Annotated in this window: 17 protein-coding genes; 7 read left to right on the top strand and 10 right to left on the bottom strand. The window is 65.4% G+C overall.

Annotated elements, in window-relative coordinates; translation table 11 throughout:
- Nucleotides 1–28: 28 nt before the first annotated feature.
- From FM069_RS06290 to FM069_RS22135, 5 genes are all read right to left on the bottom strand, one after another.
- Complete coding sequence (locus FM069_RS06290) at nucleotides 29–1,030, bottom strand: phage integrase (RefSeq protein WP_143487442.1); 1,002 nt, start codon at nucleotides 1,028–1,030, stop codon at nucleotides 29–31.
- Complete coding sequence (locus tag FM069_RS06285; protein ID WP_143487441.1) at nucleotides 1,027–2,304, bottom strand: hypothetical protein; 1,278 nt, start codon at nucleotides 2,302–2,304, stop codon at nucleotides 1,027–1,029. The genes FM069_RS06290 and FM069_RS06285 overlap by 4 nt, the downstream gene beginning before the upstream one ends.
- Before the next feature lie 467 nt (nucleotides 2,305–2,771).
- Nucleotides 2,772–3,158: a hypothetical protein gene (locus FM069_RS21815; RefSeq protein WP_143487440.1), complete on the bottom strand. Its 387-nt coding sequence runs from the start codon at nucleotides 3,156–3,158 to the stop codon at nucleotides 2,772–2,774.
- Entirely contained in the window at nucleotides 3,151–3,411 is a 261-nt protein-coding gene (locus tag FM069_RS06270) for a hypothetical protein (protein WP_143487439.1), read from the bottom strand. The genes FM069_RS21815 and FM069_RS06270 overlap by 8 nt, the downstream gene beginning before the upstream one ends.
- Nucleotides 3,404–3,685, bottom strand: coding sequence for a MerR family transcriptional regulator (locus FM069_RS22135; RefSeq protein ID WP_143487438.1), 282 nt, complete (start codon nucleotides 3,683–3,685; stop codon nucleotides 3,404–3,406). The genes FM069_RS06270 and FM069_RS22135 overlap by 8 nt, the downstream gene beginning before the upstream one ends.
- Before the next feature lie 62 nt (nucleotides 3,686–3,747).
- On the opposite strand from FM069_RS22135, the gene FM069_RS06260 reads away from it, so the two are divergent.
- The 6 genes from FM069_RS06260 to FM069_RS06235 all read left to right on the top strand — a co-directional run bounded on the left by FM069_RS06260 (nucleotide 3,748) and on the right by FM069_RS06235 (nucleotide 11,922).
- Nucleotides 3,748–4,101: a DNA-binding protein gene (locus FM069_RS06260; protein WP_233281993.1), complete on the top strand. Its 354-nt coding sequence runs from the start codon at nucleotides 3,748–3,750 to the stop codon at nucleotides 4,099–4,101.
- A 102-nt stretch (nucleotides 4,102–4,203) separates the two neighbouring features.
- On the top strand, nucleotides 4,204–5,640 hold the full coding sequence (locus tag FM069_RS06255; RefSeq protein WP_143487437.1) for a P-loop ATPase, Sll1717 family: 1,437 nt from the start codon (nucleotides 4,204–4,206) through the stop codon (nucleotides 5,638–5,640).
- Nucleotides 5,641–6,104: 464 nt separating this feature from the next.
- Complete coding sequence (locus tag FM069_RS06250) at nucleotides 6,105–6,515, top strand: hypothetical protein (RefSeq protein WP_143487436.1); 411 nt, start codon at nucleotides 6,105–6,107, stop codon at nucleotides 6,513–6,515.
- A gap of 44 nt (nucleotides 6,516–6,559) precedes the next feature.
- Complete coding sequence (locus FM069_RS06245; protein WP_143487435.1) at nucleotides 6,560–7,126, top strand: hypothetical protein; 567 nt, start codon at nucleotides 6,560–6,562, stop codon at nucleotides 7,124–7,126.
- Between the two features lie 175 nt (nucleotides 7,127–7,301).
- Entirely contained in the window at nucleotides 7,302–7,514 is a 213-nt protein-coding gene (locus tag FM069_RS06240) for a hypothetical protein (RefSeq protein WP_143487434.1), read from the top strand.
- A 49-nt stretch (nucleotides 7,515–7,563) separates the two neighbouring features.
- The gene (locus tag FM069_RS06235; protein WP_143487762.1) at nucleotides 7,564–11,922 is read left to right on the top strand and encodes a DEAD/DEAH box helicase; all 4,359 of its coding nucleotides are present in this window, start codon (nucleotides 7,564–7,566) and stop codon (nucleotides 11,920–11,922) included.
- Here FM069_RS06235 and FM069_RS06230 read toward each other — a convergent pair.
- Nucleotides 11,903–12,838, bottom strand: a complete 936-nt coding sequence (locus FM069_RS06230; RefSeq protein ID WP_233281992.1) for a DMT family transporter — start codon at nucleotides 12,836–12,838, stop codon at nucleotides 11,903–11,905. The genes FM069_RS06235 and FM069_RS06230 overlap by 20 nt on opposite strands.
- 1 nt (nucleotide 12,839) lies before the next feature.
- Nucleotides 12,840–13,484 (bottom strand): carbonate dehydratase, encoded by a 645-nt coding sequence (gene can / locus FM069_RS06225; RefSeq protein ID WP_143487433.1) that lies wholly within the window; start codon nucleotides 13,482–13,484, stop codon nucleotides 12,840–12,842.
- A 185-nt stretch (nucleotides 13,485–13,669) separates the two neighbouring features.
- Here can and FM069_RS06220 point away from each other — a divergent pair, with 185 nt between their 5' ends.
- Entirely contained in the window at nucleotides 13,670–14,086 is a 417-nt protein-coding gene (locus FM069_RS06220; protein WP_143487432.1) for a serine kinase/phosphatase, read from the top strand.
- A gap of 540 nt (nucleotides 14,087–14,626) precedes the next feature.
- On the opposite strand, the gene rimI is transcribed toward FM069_RS06220, so the two are convergent.
- The 3 genes from rimI to FM069_RS06205 form a co-directional block, all read right to left on the bottom strand.
- Entirely contained in the window at nucleotides 14,627–15,076 is a 450-nt protein-coding gene (rimI, locus tag FM069_RS06215; RefSeq protein ID WP_143487431.1) for a ribosomal protein S18-alanine N-acetyltransferase, read from the bottom strand.
- A complete protein-coding gene (locus FM069_RS06210; RefSeq protein ID WP_143487430.1) occupies nucleotides 15,073–15,987 on the bottom strand; it encodes an energy transducer TonB in 915 nt (304 codons plus the stop codon). Before FM069_RS06210 ends, rimI begins: the two co-directional genes overlap by 4 nt.
- A 102-nt stretch (nucleotides 15,988–16,089) precedes the next feature.
- Complete coding sequence (locus FM069_RS06205; protein WP_143487429.1) at nucleotides 16,090–16,698, bottom strand: hypothetical protein; 609 nt, start codon at nucleotides 16,696–16,698, stop codon at nucleotides 16,090–16,092.
- Between the last annotated feature and the right edge of the window lie 91 nt (nucleotides 16,699–16,789).

The raw sequence follows: 16,789 nt of genomic DNA, 5'->3' as shown, positions 1-16,789 counted from the left end.
GGCTTACCGAAAGGTAGGCCTTTTTTGTTTATGGCACTGTCCCACAAGTGTCCCAATCCTGTCTCAGCAAGGCCAGCGGCGAGAGCGTCAGAGCGGTCGCAAAGTGGTCCGGCGCAAGGTGCGCGTAGCGCATCGTCATCTTGATATCCCCGTGTCCCAGTATCCGCTGCAGAGTCAGAACACTACCGCCCTGCATCATGTAGTGGCTGGCAAACGTGTGCCGCAGGATGTGAGTGAGCTGACCCGGGGTATGAATACCCGTTCGCTCATAAGCCTTGCGAAACGCGGAACGGCACGACGAGAACAGGCGGCCCGATCCTGGATATCCACGCTCCAGGATCAATGACCGCAGGTCTTCCGGCACGGGCACCGAGCGCCCCTTCCCGTTCTTGGTCTTCGAGAACCGAACCATTCCGTTAACAAGCTGAGCACGAGTGATGCTTTCAGCTTCGTCCCATCGAGCCCCCGTCGCCAGGCAGAGCTGGGCAACCGGTAGCGTATGGCTGTTAGTCGATACGGCGCACTCCTCGAGCACCCTGCGGCATTCAGGCAGGGTCAGGAAAGACCGCTCTGTATCGTCCACCTTGATCTGCCGCAGGCTCGCGACAGGGTTGGCGTCATGCCACACCCCCAATCGAATCAACTCATTGAATACCGACTTCAGGTAGCGATGCTCATGGTTGACTGTCGAGGGTGAGCAGGTTTTCAGACGCTCCACGCGATAGCGGCTGAAATCCAGCGATGTGAACGAGGATGCAATGGGGTCGCCCAGGGCCTGCACCACCGCGAGCGTTCTGGACAAGCGATACGGGTCTTTCAGCGTACACCCGTGCAGCTCATGCCAGACCTTCACGAGGTCCGACAGCCGCTCCCCAGGGTCACGGCCACGCCGCGCGTACTCGCGCCGCAGATCACCTATCCAGCGCTCAGCTTCGGCCTTGGTGCGGAACCCGCTACGTCGCTTGCGAATGCCTGCCGATCGGTCGAGCCAGAAGTCGGCATCCCAACCCGATGCCCCCTTCGAAATCATACGGCCCTACCCCACCTCACCACGCGTTCTGTCAGAAGCCTCTGAATATGCTTGTAGATGTCCCGCTCAGTCTTTCCCTTGTCGGCGTAGTGATCGCGAATGACCGGCCAGCACTCCCATCCCCGGAGGCTGGCGAACGCCTTTTCCGCGCCGATTCTCTCCCTTGAAATCAGGCTGATGAAGTTACCCAGGAACAGCTCGACGTTCTTGCCGCTGAAGCCCTGAGAGGTCTTAAAGTGCCGCTTGTAATGGGTCTGTCCAACCAGGGATTCCACCGGAACACCGACCCGCACGTCCTGCCGCATGAGCGTCCAGAAGGCGTCGAAAACGCCGCGGCTTGAGCAAAGCCGGAAGGACTCCAGGCCATACTGGAACAGACCGTCCAGATGCGGCGCCAGCTCGGCGAAGGTGCAGCTATCCAGGGTTTGCCCAGCCACGTCGGAGCCGTCGGCGAACTGCTGCACGATGGTGTGATGGAACCGCAGCTCAACACGCCAGACGGGCGCGTCCGGGTCGTAATTCATGGAGTCGGCCGGGTCGAATGGGTTATCCAGTTCGGCCCACCTCGCCTGCCAGTAGTCGAGCTTGTCGACGCTATAAGCCTGAAGGGTCTTGTCGTAGATAGCGAGCTGGATACCTGCTGGCGAGCCGAACAGGAATGACTGACCACGACCATAACTGACAGCCTCGCCGTCATAGTGCATTTGCTTGATGCCAGACAGATCACGACGAGACCGGGCACGGCATAGGAGGCGATCTATCAGGTCGGCCGGGGGCGTCCACCCCTGCACATCCAGGGCGAGATGGACCGCGCACTGGTTAGGCTCGACGTGCTCCAGCGCTTCCATGGCAAAGCGATCCATCCATTCCTGAAGTACGGCCGGCGTGCATGACTGAATCGCGTGCGGGCTCACTTCGATCTTCATATGCGCGCCGATCACGTCGATCTTCACATTGAAGTTTTTCAGCAGGATCACGAAGCCCAGGTCCGCATTCTGGAGCTTGAACTGATAGCCGGAATCACGCCCCACGCGCCCGGCGTGCCATTCATGCCCCGCAAACTCCACGATGCCCGACTGCTCAACCAGCGCCATCACATCCGGGCGGATGCGACCCCGGTAGAGCTGGCGAACCGTATCCACGCGACAGCCCAGGAGGCGAACCCGCGACAGATCGGTCATCGCCGCCGACTTCGGATCAACAAACAGACGGCCGTATTGGGTGGCCTTGGCGGTCAAGCAATCCAGGCGCAGCTGGTCGATAGCCTTCTTCACGAATTTCCCCACTAATGATGCCAAGTGACGCTTTAAAAAACCGTTTATAAGACGTGCTACAGGGACGTCCCCCGCGGAGGCGGCCGCGCCGCCCGCCCCGGCTCGCGAGCCCCGTGCCGTTGCACGCGAGTCCGCGCGGGCCGCGCGCGCCTCGCCCATTCCACCCACACAGCGGCGCTCACGCCGATCGGGCAGCATGATCGGGCGGCGAACAGAGCAATGGCAGGAGAGGTGCGCAGTGGCGGCGCTGCGTTCCAGCCTGCCCAGGCGGCGAGGCAGAGCAGCAGCAAAAACAGATACATGGGACGCTGCGGCGGCCGCATGCAGGGACGGAGCGAGCGGTCAGGCGGGGAAAACACCAAGGGCGCCGCCCTTGTCATCCCGCTCTTGCCGCCGAGGGCTCGGGAGCGCGGGGCAGAAAAGCTGCCCCACTCTCCCGGCTTCAGGCTGTTCATGGGCGCGCAGGGTCAAGGGTGCGCTTCGCCCGTGCTTCCGTTCGCCGGAACGTGGCCGTTCCGACGAGCCGGGAGCGCGGCCCCTGACCCAGGCAGAGAAGGCAGGAGCATGCGGCCCAGTACGTTGCCGGTACTTTGCCGGTCGCGGTACCGCATCGTCCTGATGGTGCGAATGTGCGAGAAGAAGACCTCGTTAGGGTATCTGTCCTGGCCATTCATGTTCAGCGTCAAGAAGTAGGCATCCTCATAGACGCCACTCATGGGCAACACCACGCCGACAATGTGAAGGCACATCCAGTAGCCCTCAGGCTCCTCGTCCCAGGCAAGTTCAACCAGGACGGTCTGCCCTACGTATGCAAAGGCAGCGGCAGCATCAAGCACAATTCCCGTACTAGCCATGGCTGTAGTCCCCTTCGGAGAAGGTGGCTTTGCCATTGAGCAGATCGACGCGAAGCTGGCCTACGTTGACCATACGGAAGTCCGCCAGGGTCACGCTGGGCAGCGTGCCGTTTTCGACCCACTCCACGACTTCATCGACCGGGATGCCGCTTGCAGTGGCAAAGGTGACGATGCTGCACAAGTCACTGATACGGCTTCCCAGGCTGACAACATTGCCGCCTGCGCCCTTCCCTTCGTTGCAAGGCTTACTCATCGGCGTAGTCCCCTTGGGCAAAGATGGTTTTTCCCTTCGCCAGATCAGCGCGAATTTGAGCGAGGTGGACCAGACGCGGGCGGCCCATCTTCACGCTAGGGATGGTCCCGGTCTGCATCCAGGCCACCACCGTATCCACGGACACGCCGTTCATGGCGGCAAAGGTTTCCTTGCTACATGTAAGGGCGTTGCGGCAGTCCAGGTAGATCACCCGCTTGCCGTCGAGATCAAAGCTAACGTCGAAAGGTGGCTGCTCCAGGTGTTGCGTGCTCATTGCCTATCCCTGCCTCTGAAATGCTCATAGACTGTCATTAAGGGGTGTTCCTGAAGACAAATATGTTGTCTTCCGAGGCAACTATACAGACAACTATTTTGGCAGACAAACTGTTTGCCTTCCTCTTAATAGAACCTTTGGGAATGAGAGAAGACAGAATAAGGGCATTAGTGAAATATCTAAGCCCAGCAATGGTTGCTAAGAAGACAGGACTCGACCGGCGCCGCTGGGGTACTGTCGCCCACAATTTGAAGGTGAAGGTGCGTATCGAAGACCTCGATGCCTTGATTGAGGCGTTCCCCGAGTACGAGCTATGGTTATGGAAAGGAGAGGTTGACCCTGGACAGGGCCAAATCAGTCCGGCCTACGCCGAAGCAGACCTAAAATTGGCAGGACAAGAAGCGGGCAGCAGGTAACAGCGGAAGTGGCCCGGCGGTGGTTCTCTAAGAAAAAAACAGGGGCAGTCTGAAAGACTAACGTTTGAAGTCATTCAGACATATAAACTCAATGGAGCTGAAATGAATATTAATCAGATATCGTGGGGAGACGATAGCGCTGAAAAAGACGCCTATCTACTTGAATACTTTGTCACCTCAGAGTCTTTGAAGCGCTTAGCCGAAAAAGAAAAAGGCATTGTTATTGGAAGAAAAGGCTCTGGAAAAAGCGCCTTATTGAAGAAGCTAGACCAAATTTTTCGCGATCAAGACGAAACAACCGTTATAAAAGTTGCCCCAAAATATAACTCAATCCGCACCATCCTCAACAACAAAGATATATCATCAAACTTCGGAACTGAAATTTTTTTCCAGCATACCTGGCTCCGACAAATATATTTAGACCTAATGTGCAACATTGGACATGGCGCAAAGGGCGTGTATGCAAGCGGTAGCTATGAGGTTGCACGAGAAATAGCAAAGCAGCAAGGAAGGACATCAAAAGACATTGTTGAAAACATAGCAGACGTTCTCGCAAAAGTTAAAGCCAAAGTTGGTGACCTAGGTGAATTTGGCTTAGAGCTAGAGAAAGAACTAAGAAATATAGCCGACGTAGAAGCTCTTGAGCACCATATAAACGCACTGATTTCAAATAAAGAAAAAGCTGTTGTTTTAATTGATGACCTTGATCTAGGCTGGGACAATTCAGAAACAGCTAACGACATGCTCCTCGGTCTTCTTTCAGCTGCGAACTACATCGGCGGCATGAATAACAATATTCATCCAGTTATTTTCTTGAGAGAAGATGTTTATTCAATACTTATGGAAAGAACTCAGCACTCAGATAAATATCGAAATGTTGAGCGATTGCGCTGGTCGAAAGGAGACTTAGTAGCAATATTAGAATCCCGAATCAATTTCAATCGAACTAGAGATGGATTAGATGCAGTTCCGAATCCTTTTCTGACGGTATTCCCCCAAACAGTCGGAGTATCTCATACCGACAACTGGATGATAGAAAGAACACTATCTAGGCCAAGGGAATTGATTCAATTATCCAGATACTACTCAGAAGGGGTAGATGGAGATTTACCATCGGACGCCGTACTGAAAGCCTCTGAATCCGAGTATTCAAACTGGAAACTAGATGATCTATGCGCAGAGTACTCAAATCAATACCCAGGCCTAGGCTCTGTTTTTTCCTACTGGAAAACTAGATATCGTAGACATAAGTATCATTTAAAGAAAGCAGAGCTGGAAGAAATCCTTCTTGGCATCATGGGTGAAGTAACTTTAAATCAAGACTGGTTTAGCAAGTTAGTTGACCAAGTCAATGTAGACGGCTTAATGGCTATTCTTTATGAAATAGGATTCTTAGGCGACTTTGTACTTGGCGGCCAAGGCGGAAGCAAAACCTATTACTCATATGAAAGTCGGCACGAACCTGTATTCGATGAAGTGCAGATTCACTCATGCTTTAGAAAAGCGGTGAACACAGTAGAGCGAATCAGATCATTGTAGGGGTGTCCCCAAAAGCACAAAAATCTAGAGCGTGTGAGCTAGATCGATAGTTTAGAATACTAAAGACGCTGAATTCACTGGCTTCCATCATTTTTAACCATGTATACCACTTTTTCATAATGCTGGGGTCCGGGGTTCAAGTCCCTGCGTAGCCACCATACAAATCAAAGGCTTACCGAAAGGTAGGCCTTTTTTGTTTTTGGGCGCTGGCCATTCCCGCCTCGGCGGGTCAGCGGCGAGAGCGTCAGCATGTACTGCCCATCCTCGCAACCCACCAATTACCCTACCGGCTTTCCGCAACAACGCTCCGTCAAAAGGCAGCCAGCCCCTCTTCTCCTTCTCGCCCCCCGATCCCCTGCCGATACGTCATCGAGCGCCGGTACGGTGAATGACGCCATGTCGACTGGGCGCGCAACCGGACTGGCCGGCCCCCGCAGCCCGTGCCGCCGATCCACCGACCTGAGGTGGCGGCCTTCGCCATCCTGCAGGCGTCACGGACGACGCCTCGGGTAATCTGGCAAGGCACGCCGATCCTGAAGGCGATCCTCGGCACCTTGGTGGCGCCCGGCTGGATGGGCCGGCTGATGGCGCGCCAGGCCTATGCCGGCCAACTGGGGGACGAGGCGGACGATGCCCAGCGGCCCGACAATCTCTTAGCACCCTTGGAGGGCCTGCATCGCATCACGGGCGCTTCTCTGACAGGCGCGGGATCACGCCCTCGCCCTGGCGTCGTCCTCTGTGGGCATCTTGGCGGCGTGCTGATCATAGTCGCCCTGCTCGCCGCTGTGGAGTTCGACTACTGGCTGGCCAAGGTGATCCCGGAGCCCTCGTCGAATCGCCAACCGGCGACGCGCAGCGGTCGAAGCTGTGCTTGAGTGAAACGAACGCTTGCAGTTCGCCACTTTATGAGGAGTACGCCGTGGATGATCGAGGCGAAGGTTGCCGTATCGCCTGCCTGGCCTGGGGCTCGCTGCTGTGGAAGCCGGGCCCGCTGCCTTTGGCGTCCGAGTGGCAGCCGGACGGGCCGAACCTGCCCCTGGAGTTCGCCCGGGTCAGCGATGGCGGCGAACTGTCCATCGTGCTCTGCGAGCAGTCGCCCTCGGCGCCCACCTTCTGGGCGCCCTTGCACGTAGAAAACCTGGACGAGGCGCGCGAATTTCTGCGGCAACGGGAGCAGATCGACCCGCGCCACCCGGAACGCATTGGGCACCTGGGCCCGGACGGCGACCGGCGTCATCCCGACATCGCCGCCTGGGCCCGTCAGCACGGCCTGGACGACGTGGTGTGGACGGCGCTGCTGCCGCGCTTCGACAACCAGGAGGGCCGCTTGCTGCTGGAGCACGAGGCGATCGCTTACCTAGAGAGCCTGGAGGGGGAGCGCCGTGACCATGCGGAGTCCTACATCCGCCAGGTACCCAGTTCGTTCCGCACGCCCTACCGGGAGCGTATCGAACGGCACTTCGGCTGGTTCCCACGGCCGGCCTGATCCGCCGGCATCTCGGGCTGCGCGACGAGCGTGGAACGAACGATCCACGATACGAGGACCACGCGGGCGTATTCGCCGGCGCCTCGCGCGAACGCATGCCGGTCGGTCGCGAACCGCAACACCCTCGCCGCAGTCTGAGACTGACCGCGGTTGTCCCGCTGTATCGAGGTTGACCATGAGAGATGATTTCGCCGGCATCCGTGCCGAACGTGACGACTTGCCTGAGTACGTTCCCACTCGCCATGCCGTGCCGACCGCGCGCGGCACTCGCCTCACCCTGCAGATCGCCCTGGGCCTGTGGCTGGGCGGCGTGGCCCTGGGAATCACCTGGCTGGTGGCGCGGCTGGTGCTGGTGAAGACCGGGCTGCTCCTGCTGATCGGCGGCTGATCCGCCCGGCGGCCTTGTGGATGCCCAGGTGCGCCGCCATATTCGCGGCATGACCGATCCCCTCGCCGCCACTCCCCTGCGTGTTCCTGACGCGCTGTTCCACCCGGCGGTCGGCGCCTGGTTCGCCAACGCCTTCCCCGCACCGACCGCCGCCCAGGTGGCGGCCTGGCCGGAGATCAAGGCCGGCCGCCCGACCCTGGTGGCGGCACCCACCGGGTCCGGCAAGACCCTGACCGCCTTCCTCGCCGCCCTGGATGAGCTGGTGCGCGAAGGGGTCGACGCGGGCGGCCTGCCGGACGAGACCCGGGTGGTCTACGTGTCACCCCTGAAAGCCCTGTCCAACGATATCCGCCTGAACCTGGAGCGGCCTCTGGCCGGCATCGCCGTCGAGCTGGAGCGCCAGGGCCTGCCGGCGGTGGAGATCCGCACCGCGGTGCGCACCGGCGACACGCCGCAGAAGGAACGGGCGGCCATGCGCAAGCGGGCGCCGCACATCCTGGTGACCACCCCGGAATCCCTCTACGTGCTGTTGGGCTCGGCCAGCGGCCGGGCGATGTTGGCCACGGTGCGCAGCGTCATCGTCGATGAGATCCACGCCATCGCCGGCGGCAAGCGCGGCAGCCACCTGGCCCTGAGCCTGGCGCGCCTGGATGCACTGTGCGCCGTCGCGCCGGTGCGCATCGGCCTGTCGGCGACCCAGAAACCCATCGACGCGGTGGCGCGGTTCCTGGTGGGGCGCGATGCCCAGGGCACACCAGCGGACTGCGCGGTGGTGGACATCGGCCACGCCCGGCCCCGCGACCTAGCCCTGGAGATGCCGCCGGTGCCGCTGGAAGCGGTGATGGCCAACGACGCCTGGGAGCGGGTCTACGACCGCCTGGCGGAACTGGCCCGGGAACACCGCACCACCCTGGTCTTCGTCAACACCCGGCGAATGGCCGAGCGCGCCGCCCGGCACCTGTCGGAACGCCTGGGCGCCGATGCGGTGGCGGCGCACCACGGCAGCCTGGCCCGGGAACAGCGCCTGGACGCCGAGCAACGCCTGAAGCGTGGCGAGCTGCGGGTGCTGATCGCCACCGCGTCCCTGGAACTGGGGATCGACATCGGCGACGTGGACCTGGTCTGCCAGCTGGGCTCGCCGCGCTCCATCTCCGCCTTCCTGCAGCGGGTCGGGCGTTCCGGCCACCAGGTGGGTGGCACGCCCAAGGGGCGGCTGTTCCCCTCCTCCCGGGACGACCTGATCGAATGCACGGCCCTGCTGGACTGCGTGCGCCGCGGCGAACTGGACACCCTGGCGATCCCCCGGGCGCCGCTGGACGTGCTGGCCCAGCAGATCGTCGCCGAGGTGGCCTGCCAGGAATGGAGCGAAGAGGCCCTGTTCGCCTGCCTGCGCCGCGCCGAGCCCTACGCCGACCTGGCACGGGAAGCCTACGCCGAGGTGCTGCACATGCTCGCCGATGGCTACACCACGCGTCACGGACCGCGCGGCGCCTACCTGCACCGCGACGCGGTCAACGGCGTCCTGCGCGGGCGACGCGGCGGCCGCCTGACCGCCCTGAGCAGCGGCGGCACCATCCCGGAAAGCGGCGACTACAGCGTGCTGCTGGAGCCCCAGGGCCACGGCATCGGCACGGTGAACGAGGATTTCGCCGTGGAAAGCCTGGCCGGCGACGTCTTCCAGTTGGGCAATACCTCCTACCGCATCCTGCGCATCGAGCCCGGCCGGGTGCGCGTCGAGGACGCCCAGGGCCAGCCGCCGAACATCCCGTTCTGGCTCGGTGAGGCCCCCGGGCGCAGCGACGAACTGTCGGCCGGCGTCGCCCGCCTGCGCGCCGAGCTGGATGCGCGGCTGGCCGCGGCCCCGGCGAACGATCCCCTGGGCGGCGCGTTGCGCTGGCTGCTGGACACCCTGGGCCTGGACGACGCCGCCGCGCGGCAGATGGTCGAGTACCTGGCCCGGGCGCGAGCCGCCCTGGGCGCATTGCCGACCCAGGCCCGGCTGGTGATGGAACGCTTCTTCGACGAGTCCGGCGGCACCCAGCTGGTCATCCACTCGCCCTATGGCAGCCGGGTCAACCGCGCCTGGGGCCTGGCCCTGCGCAAGCGCTTCTGCCGCACCTTCAATTTCGAACTGCAGGCGGCGGCCACGGAGGACGCCATCGTGCTGTCCCTGTCCACCAGCCACAGCTTCGCCCTGGAGGACGTCTGGCGTTACCTGCGGGCCGACAGCGCCGAGCACGTGCTGGTCCAGGCGCTGTTGGACGCTCCGCTGTTCGGCGTGCGCTGGCGCTGGAACGCCACCACCGCCCTCGCCTTGCCGCGCATGACCGGCGGCCGCAAGGTGGCGCCGCAGTTGCAGCGGATGAAGAGCGAGGACCTGCTGGCCACGGTATTCCCGGACCAGGTGGCGTGCCTGGAGAACATCGTCGGCGAGCGGGAGGTACCCGACCACCCGCTGGTCCGGCAGACCCTCGACGACTGCCTGCACGAGGCAATGGATTGCGACGCCTGGCTGGCGCTGCTGCGGCGCATGGAAGCCGGCGAGGTGGAGCTGCTGGCTCGCGACCTGCCGGCCCCCTCGCCCCTGGCGGCGGAAGTGCTGGGCGCACGGCCCTACGCCTTCCTCGACGACGCCCCGCTGGAGGAGCGGCGGACCCAGGCCGTGCTGGCGCGGCGCTGGAGCGATCCGGAGTCGGCCGACGACCTGGGCGCCCTGGACACCGAGGCGATCGCCGCGGTGCGTGGCGAGGCCTGGCCCCAGGCCCGTGACCGCGACGAAATGCACGAAGCACTGATGGTGCTCGGGGGCCTGGGCGAGGACGAAGCCTGGTCCCAGCCCGGCTGGCTGGAGTGGCTCGGCCAGTTGGCCGCCGCCGGCCGCGCCACGCGCCTGGCGGTGGCCCAGGACACCGCACTGTGGGTAGCGGCGGAGCGCCTGGCGGCGCTCCAGGCGCTCTACCCGGGCATCGAGCCGACCCCGCCCCTGCGCATCCCGGCGGAGTACGCCGCGCCCTGGAACGAGGACGACGCCTGCGTGGAGCTGCTGCGGGCGCGCCTGTCGGGCTTCGGGCCGCTGCGGCTGGGGGAGATCGCCCGGCCGCTGGCCCTGCCCGCCTCCACCTGCGCCCAGTCCCTGGTGCGCCTGGAGAGCAAGGGCTACGTGCTGCGAGGCCGCTTCACCCCGGGCGTCGAGGACGAGGAATGGTGCGAGCGGCATCTGCTGGCGCGCATCCATCGCTACACGGTGAAGCGCCTGCGCCGGGAAATCGAACCGGTGGAACGGGCCGACTTCATGCGCTTCCTGTTCGACTGGCAGCATCTGTCCGCCGCCAGCCGCCTGCAGGGCGCCGCAGCGCTGCCGGCGGTGCTGGAGCAACTGGAAGGCTTCCAGGCCGCCGCCGGCGCCTGGGAGAGCGAGCTGCTGCCGGCCCGGCTGAAAGGCTACGGGATCACCTGGCTGGACGACCTGTGCCGGTCCGGGCGGATCGTCTGGACCCGCCCCAGTGGTCGCCTGCGGGCCGGCGCCGGGCCGATCCGCTCCACCCCCATCGCCCTGCTGCCCCGCCGCCAGTTGGCCACCTGGCAGACCCTGACCGGCGACGGCACTGCGCCGGAGCTGACGCCCCGGGCCCAGCGGGTGGTGGATGCCCTGGAACGCCAGGGGGCGCTGTTCTTCGACGAACTGCTGGGCGAGGCGCGGCTGCTGCGCGCCGAGCTGGAAGACGCCCTGGGCGAACTGGTGGCGGTGGGCCTGGCGAGCGCCGACGGCTTCGCCGGGTTGCGCGCCTTGATCACCCCGGCCACCGGCCGCGCCCGTCAGACCCGCCGCAGCCGGGGCGGCCCGCTGGTGGGCGGCATGGACGACGCCGGCCGCTGGGCACTGTTGCGGCGGCCGTCCGGCGAACCGCCGCAGAACGCCCCCGGGCGCGGCGCGCGCCTCGACCCCGAGGCCCTGGAGCACGTCGCCCGGGTGCTGCTGCGCCGCTACGGCGTGGTCTGCTGGCGGCTGCTGGAACGCGAGCCGGACAGCCTGCCGCCGTGGCGCGACCTGCTGCGGGTCTACCACCGCCTGGAGGCGCGCGGCGAGATTCGCGGCGGGCGCTTCGTCAACGGCGTGTCCGGCGAGCAGTTCGCGCTGCCGGAAGCCCTCGCACTCTTGCGCGAGGTCCGGCGACGCGCGCCGGACGGCAGCCTGGTGACGGTGTCGGCCCTGGACCCGCTGAACCTGCTGGGCAGCCTGTTGCCGGGGGAGAAGATCCCCGCCGTGCTGGGCAACCGGGTGGCCTTCCGCGATGGCGTGCCGGTGGCCGCCACCCTGGCTGGCAAGCCGACGGTGCTGCCCGGCCAGGGCCTCGACGGTGAACGCTCGGCCGAGGCCCTGCGCGCGCTTACCCGGCCTGGCTGGTGAGCGTCGTGCGCCGTGGCCAGGTCGCCAGCAGCACGCCGGCGAAGATCAGCCCGCCGCCCACCCAGTGATGGGCGCGCAGCCCTTCCCCCAGCAGCGACCAGGCCAGCAACGCGGCGAACACCGGCATCAGGTAGTTGCTCAGGCTCGCCCGGGCCGCGCCCAGGACCCGCACCCCGTGGTTCCAGGCGAGGTAGGCCAGCAGCGAGGCGCAGGTGGCGGTGTAGGCGATGGCGCCGAGGTTGCCGGCCGATGGCGCGAAGGTCGTCCCGCCAGCCCACTCGTACAGGTACAGCGGCAGCAGCATCAGCAGCCCGTAGCTCATCAGTGCCCCCAGCAGCGCCAGGGGCGGCAGCTCGAAGCACGGCGACCAACGGCGCAGCAGCAGGGTGTACAGCGCCCAGTCCAGCACCGCCACCAGCATCAGCAGGTCGCCGGGGTTGAAGGACAGCTGCGCCAGTACTCGCCGGTCGCCACGGCCGATCAGCCAGAGCAGCCCCAGCATCGCCAGCCCCATGCCGAGCCAGCCACGACGGGTCGGCCACTGCCGGAACAACAGCCCGGCGCCCAGGGCGGTGGCCAGGGGCACGCAGGTGTTGAGCAGGGTGATGTTGATGGCCACGGTGCTGTGGGCGGCGCTGTAGAGGAAGGTGTTGTAGCCGGAGATGCCGAAGGCGGCTACCAGCGGCAGGCGCCAGCCGGCCCGGCGCAAGGCATCGCGGCGTTGCCAGAGCGGGCGGATGACGAAGGGCAGCAACAGCGCCAGGGCGAGGCTCCAGCGCCAGAAGGCCAGGGCGAACGGCGGCATCTGGCCCGCCACCGCCCGCGCCACCAGGGCGTTGCCGGCCCAGAACAGGTTGGCCAGCAGCAGCCCGGCCCAGGCTGGCGCCTCGCGCCCGCCGAACGGCGACGGCGCCACGTCAGGGTTGCGCCAGGGGACGCAGGCGGTACTGCGGCGGCACCTGGTCCATGCCGCTGACGGTGACGTTGAGGTTCTTCCACAGGCCGTCCTTGATGCCGTAGATGCAGCCGTGCACCGACAGGCTCTGGCCGCGGTGCCAGGCGTTCTGCACGATGGTGGTGTGGCTGACGTTGGCCACCTGCTGGATCACGTTGAGCTCGCACAGGCGGTCCACCCGCTCGTCTTCGCTGGCGAACTGCGCCAGGTGCTCGCGCTGCTCGTAGTAGAGGTCGCGGATGGTCCGCAGCCAGCCGTCGATCAGGCCGAGCTGGCCGTCGCGCATGGCCGCACGCACGCCGCCGCAGCCATAGTGGCCGGTCACCAGGATGTGCTTCACCTTGAGCACGTCCACCGCGTACTGGATCACCGACAGGCAGTTGAGGTCGGTGTGCAGCACCACGTTGGCCACGTTGCGGTGCACGAACAGGTCGCCGGGGAGCATGCCGACGATCTCGTTGGCCGGCACCCGGGCGTCGGAGCAGCCGATCCACAGGTATTCCGGGACCTGCTGGCGCGCCAGCTTCTCGAAGAAGTCCGGGTCCTCCTGCTTGATCGCCTCGGCCCAACGGGCGTTGTTGTCGAACAGCTGCTGCAGGTCGCTCATGGGTACCGCTCCTCGTCTGGCGCACCGGCCGGTGCTCGGGGTATGACTCCGCGGCCTCCGGATGAGTCACCGCGGCGTTTCCGGACGCCGCTCTCCAGGGGGCCACGACGCTCGGCAGCGCGGGGGAATCTTTCCACCGGCGGGCCAGTCAACCCAACAGAGACCCCTACTGCGAGGTGCCCGTGATGAACAAGCCACTCCCCCCGAAGACGCCGCTGCCCATCGACGACAACGAAGACCGCATGGGCGCCGTGGAACCCCTGGATTTCCCCGATGACGAGAGCCGTGGCCGCATTGGCGACGAACGTCCGCTGAGCGATGTGATGGAAGAATTCCCGCCGCGCCGGCTGCGGGAAGCCGGCCTCACCGGCGGCTCCACCGACGACCACCAGCCCACCGACGACGACCTCAGCCCGGAAACCCTGATCCGCGAGGACGGCGCTCGCTCCCCCCACGAGCACGGTCACGGCAAGCCAGCCGACAAGGACCTGAGCGTGGTGGACGAGGATGCCATCGGCGGAGGCGTCGGCCTGGACGAAGAAGAGCTGGCCCGGGACGACCCGCTGGATTCGGCGCGTTACCGCAAGCCGGACGCATCCTGACCTGTCCGCGGCGGGACGCCAGCGTCTCGTTCGCGACGAGCCCTACGGGCGGCGGCCTTCATCGGTAGCCGCCCGTTCTTTTGTCTGCGCTAGACCGGGAACGGAAGAGCCCGCTCATGCCAGCCACGTACAGGTCGCCCTCGCCCATCTTCACGACTCCATGGGTGGATAGCAGTCGCGCGCATGGGTTGATCTCGTGCGGGCCTTGGTGGGATTGGGCATTTGCTGAGCCATTCATGGCGGGCACCAGGCGAGTACCAGCAACGGTAACCGCTCGCTCTCCAGCGTAGGCACACGGACCGGATGAAGGCTAAACCGGCTCACGCCAGCAGCAGACACTCAATCAATAGGCTTTCTTACTACCGCTGGATCAGAGCAGGGAGCAGGTCGGCGGTCGACCTCGTTGAGCGGCAAGCTAGACGAGGCACACAAGCCCCTGCCTCGATCACCGATCACCGTGCATATACCCCGCTGGCAGAAGGATTCAGCGCAGGCTCGGGGCCGGCAGGGATCGACGGCAGGCTTCGGAGAGGCGCCCGTTCACTCCAGCAGCGTGCAGGCCATCACCAGGGCGTCTTCGCGGCCACCGGCGGCCGGGTAATAGTCGCGGCGGCGGCCGATCTCGTTGAAGCCGTAGCGCTCGTAGAGCCGGTAGGCGTGCTGGTTGCTGGCACGCACTTCGAGGAAGCACTCCCGGGCATTGCGGGCGTAGGCGCGGCGCATCAGGTGCTCCAGCAGGCTCAGGCCGAGGCCGCGGCCCTGGCAATCGGGCCTCACGGTGATGTTCAGCAGGTGGGCCTCGTCGATGATCACCTGGATCACCCCGTGCCCCACCTGCCGCTCGCCCTCGAACATCACCCAGCAGTCGTAGCTCTTCAGACCATCGAGGTACAGGGCACGGCTCCACGGATGGCTGAAGGCCGACTGCTCGATCTCCATCACGCCGTCCAGCAGCGCCTCGCTCATGGGCTGGAAACGCAGGTCGCTCATGCCGGGTCCTTGTCCGCGTCCGGCCCGGCCACCGATTCCATCAGCCAGCGGCGGCGGACGCGGCGCATGGCGTGCCACAGGCTGGCCTTGCGCGCCGGCTCGTCCATCAGGGTCTCCAGGCCCGGCAGCGCCCAGGCGACCCCGAGGCCGTCCACCGGCACCTCGCGGTCATAGGCGTCCGCGTCCGCCTCGCTGGCATAGCGGATCGCCGGCAGCCCCACCAGCCACAGGCAGGCGCAGGGCGCCTCCTCCATGCGCGCGGCGAGGAACCCCTGGACGAAGTCCCGGGCGGCCCCGGGGCCCTGGTCCAGGTTGCCACCGGCGAGCAGCGGCCAGCGCACCGGCTCGCCCAGCAGCTGCGGGCTGTCCGGCAGGCCGGCGGCGCGCAGCAGGTCCTTGAGCAGCAGGTACGCCGGGTCGCGGCTCTGGAAGCCTTCGCCGGTGGGCAGTTCCACCAGCAGCAGGCAAGCGCCGGCCCGCAGCAGTTGCAGGGCGAAGCGCGGCGGCGCCACGCGGACCGGCGCGGCGGCCTGGGGCGTGTCTTCGACGGGCACTTCCACCGGCTTGGGCGCCGACCGCAAGGCATCCAGGGCGGGCCGCGCCGCGGCGGCCGGCGCCGTGCCTGACCGGGTTTCGTCGGCGTGAGCCGCCGTGGATTGGGCCGCCAGGGATCGGGGCTCGACGGGAGCGGCTTCCGCCGGCGGGCTATTCGCCGGCGCGGGCCGGTTCGGCGCGGCCACACCACGCTCGCCGACCGCCCGCGCGGCGGGCGCTGGATGGTCGGCCGCGGCGGGCGGCAGTGCCAGCAGGGCGGGACGCGACGGCGCGGCGAACGGCAGCGCCACCCGCGGCAGCCAGGTGGTCACCTGCATGGCATCGAGGTAGGCGCGGCGACGGGACTCTTCGATCAAGGGGCGACCCTGGGTGGATGGGTTTCGCCGGCGGACCGGCTTCGCAGGCCGGCATTGTGGACGAAAACCGCCGCCCGGGAAAAGGCGCGGCCGGGCACGGCGTCAGCCGCGGCGGAACAACCCGATGAGGTGGTCGGCGATGACGCCCTTGATGGCGTTGATCTCCAGCTGCGAAAGTCGGCTCAGGCGGGATGCCACGATGCGGTGCAGGTGCAGCGAAGGCATGCGCGCCTCGTACTCCCGCAGGTCGCCCTTGGTCAGCACCGGCAGGAAGCTGTCCTCGCGCGCCTGGTAGCGCTGGATCAGCAGCTTGAGGCCCTCCTGGAACGGCAGCTCGCGGGACGCCGCCAGGGGGTGGTCGCCGGGGATCTTCAGGTACAGGCCGTGGTGGCCCAGGGTCTCCCCCGGGAGGATGTGGATGCCGGTGGGCTGCACCGCGTCGGTGGGGATGTTCTGGAAGGTGTCGTGCCAGGCCTGCTCGGCGGGGAGGATGGTGATGCCGCCGTGGTCTTCCTCGGGCACCACCAGGCTGTAGTTGCTGTAGAGCTTCTCCACGTAGCCGGAGTAGATGCAGAGACGGTTCTCGAAGCGCTGCAGGAAGGCGATGGCCTCGCGCCGGTCGGTGATGGCGTCCAGGTCCCAGTCCAGGTCGTTCTGGAGCTGCAGTTCGGCCCAGCGGGCCTCGGCGTAATCGGCTGGATCGGAGGACATGTCGAGACGCCGTGGGAAAGTTGACCGAACACCCAGGCAGGAAGCATGCCAGCGTCCCGACGGGGGTTCAAGGGAAACGGGCCCGCGGGCC

The sequence above is a fragment of the Pseudomonas mangiferae genome, from assembly GCF_007109405.1.
GTDB classification, from domain to species: Bacteria; Pseudomonadota; Gammaproteobacteria; order Pseudomonadales; family Pseudomonadaceae; genus Pseudomonas_T; species Pseudomonas_T mangiferae.
The sequence above is the reverse complement of the archived record's forward strand: the minus strand, read 5'-3'. Positions and strand labels throughout refer to the sequence as shown.

Excerpts from the sequence above, each read along its gene's own strand:
- FM069_RS06260 (WP_233281993.1), top strand. The coding sequence starts at position 3,748 with ATGTTGTCTTCCGAGGCAACTATACAGACAACTATTTTGGCAGACAAA.
- FM069_RS06235 (WP_143487762.1), top strand. The coding sequence starts at position 7,564 with ATGACCGATCCCCTCGCCGCCACTCCCCTGCGTGTTCCTGACGCGCTG.
- FM069_RS06255 (WP_143487437.1), top strand. The coding sequence starts at position 4,204 with ATGAATATTAATCAGATATCGTGGGGAGACGATAGCGCTGAAAAAGAC.
- FM069_RS06240 (WP_143487434.1), top strand. The coding sequence starts at position 7,302 with ATGAGAGATGATTTCGCCGGCATCCGTGCCGAACGTGACGACTTGCCT.
- FM069_RS22135 (WP_143487438.1), bottom strand. The coding sequence starts at position 3,685 with ATGAGCACGCAACACCTGGAGCAGCCACCTTTCGACGTTAGCTTTGAT.
- FM069_RS06270 (WP_143487439.1), bottom strand. The coding sequence starts at position 3,411 with ATGAGTAAGCCTTGCAACGAAGGGAAGGGCGCAGGCGGCAATGTTGTC.
- can (WP_143487433.1), bottom strand. The coding sequence starts at position 13,484 with ATGAGCGACCTGCAGCAGCTGTTCGACAACAACGCCCGTTGGGCCGAG.
- FM069_RS21815 (WP_143487440.1), bottom strand. The coding sequence starts at position 3,158 with ATGGCTAGTACGGGAATTGTGCTTGATGCTGCCGCTGCCTTTGCATAC.
- FM069_RS06205 (WP_143487429.1), bottom strand. The coding sequence starts at position 16,698 with ATGTCCTCCGATCCAGCCGATTACGCCGAGGCCCGCTGGGCCGAACTG.
- rimI (WP_143487431.1), bottom strand. The coding sequence starts at position 15,076 with ATGAGCGACCTGCGTTTCCAGCCCATGAGCGAGGCGCTGCTGGACGGC.
- FM069_RS06220 (WP_143487432.1), top strand. The coding sequence starts at position 13,670 with ATGAACAAGCCACTCCCCCCGAAGACGCCGCTGCCCATCGACGACAAC.
- FM069_RS06290 (WP_143487442.1), bottom strand. The coding sequence starts at position 1,030 with ATGATTTCGAAGGGGGCATCGGGTTGGGATGCCGACTTCTGGCTCGAC.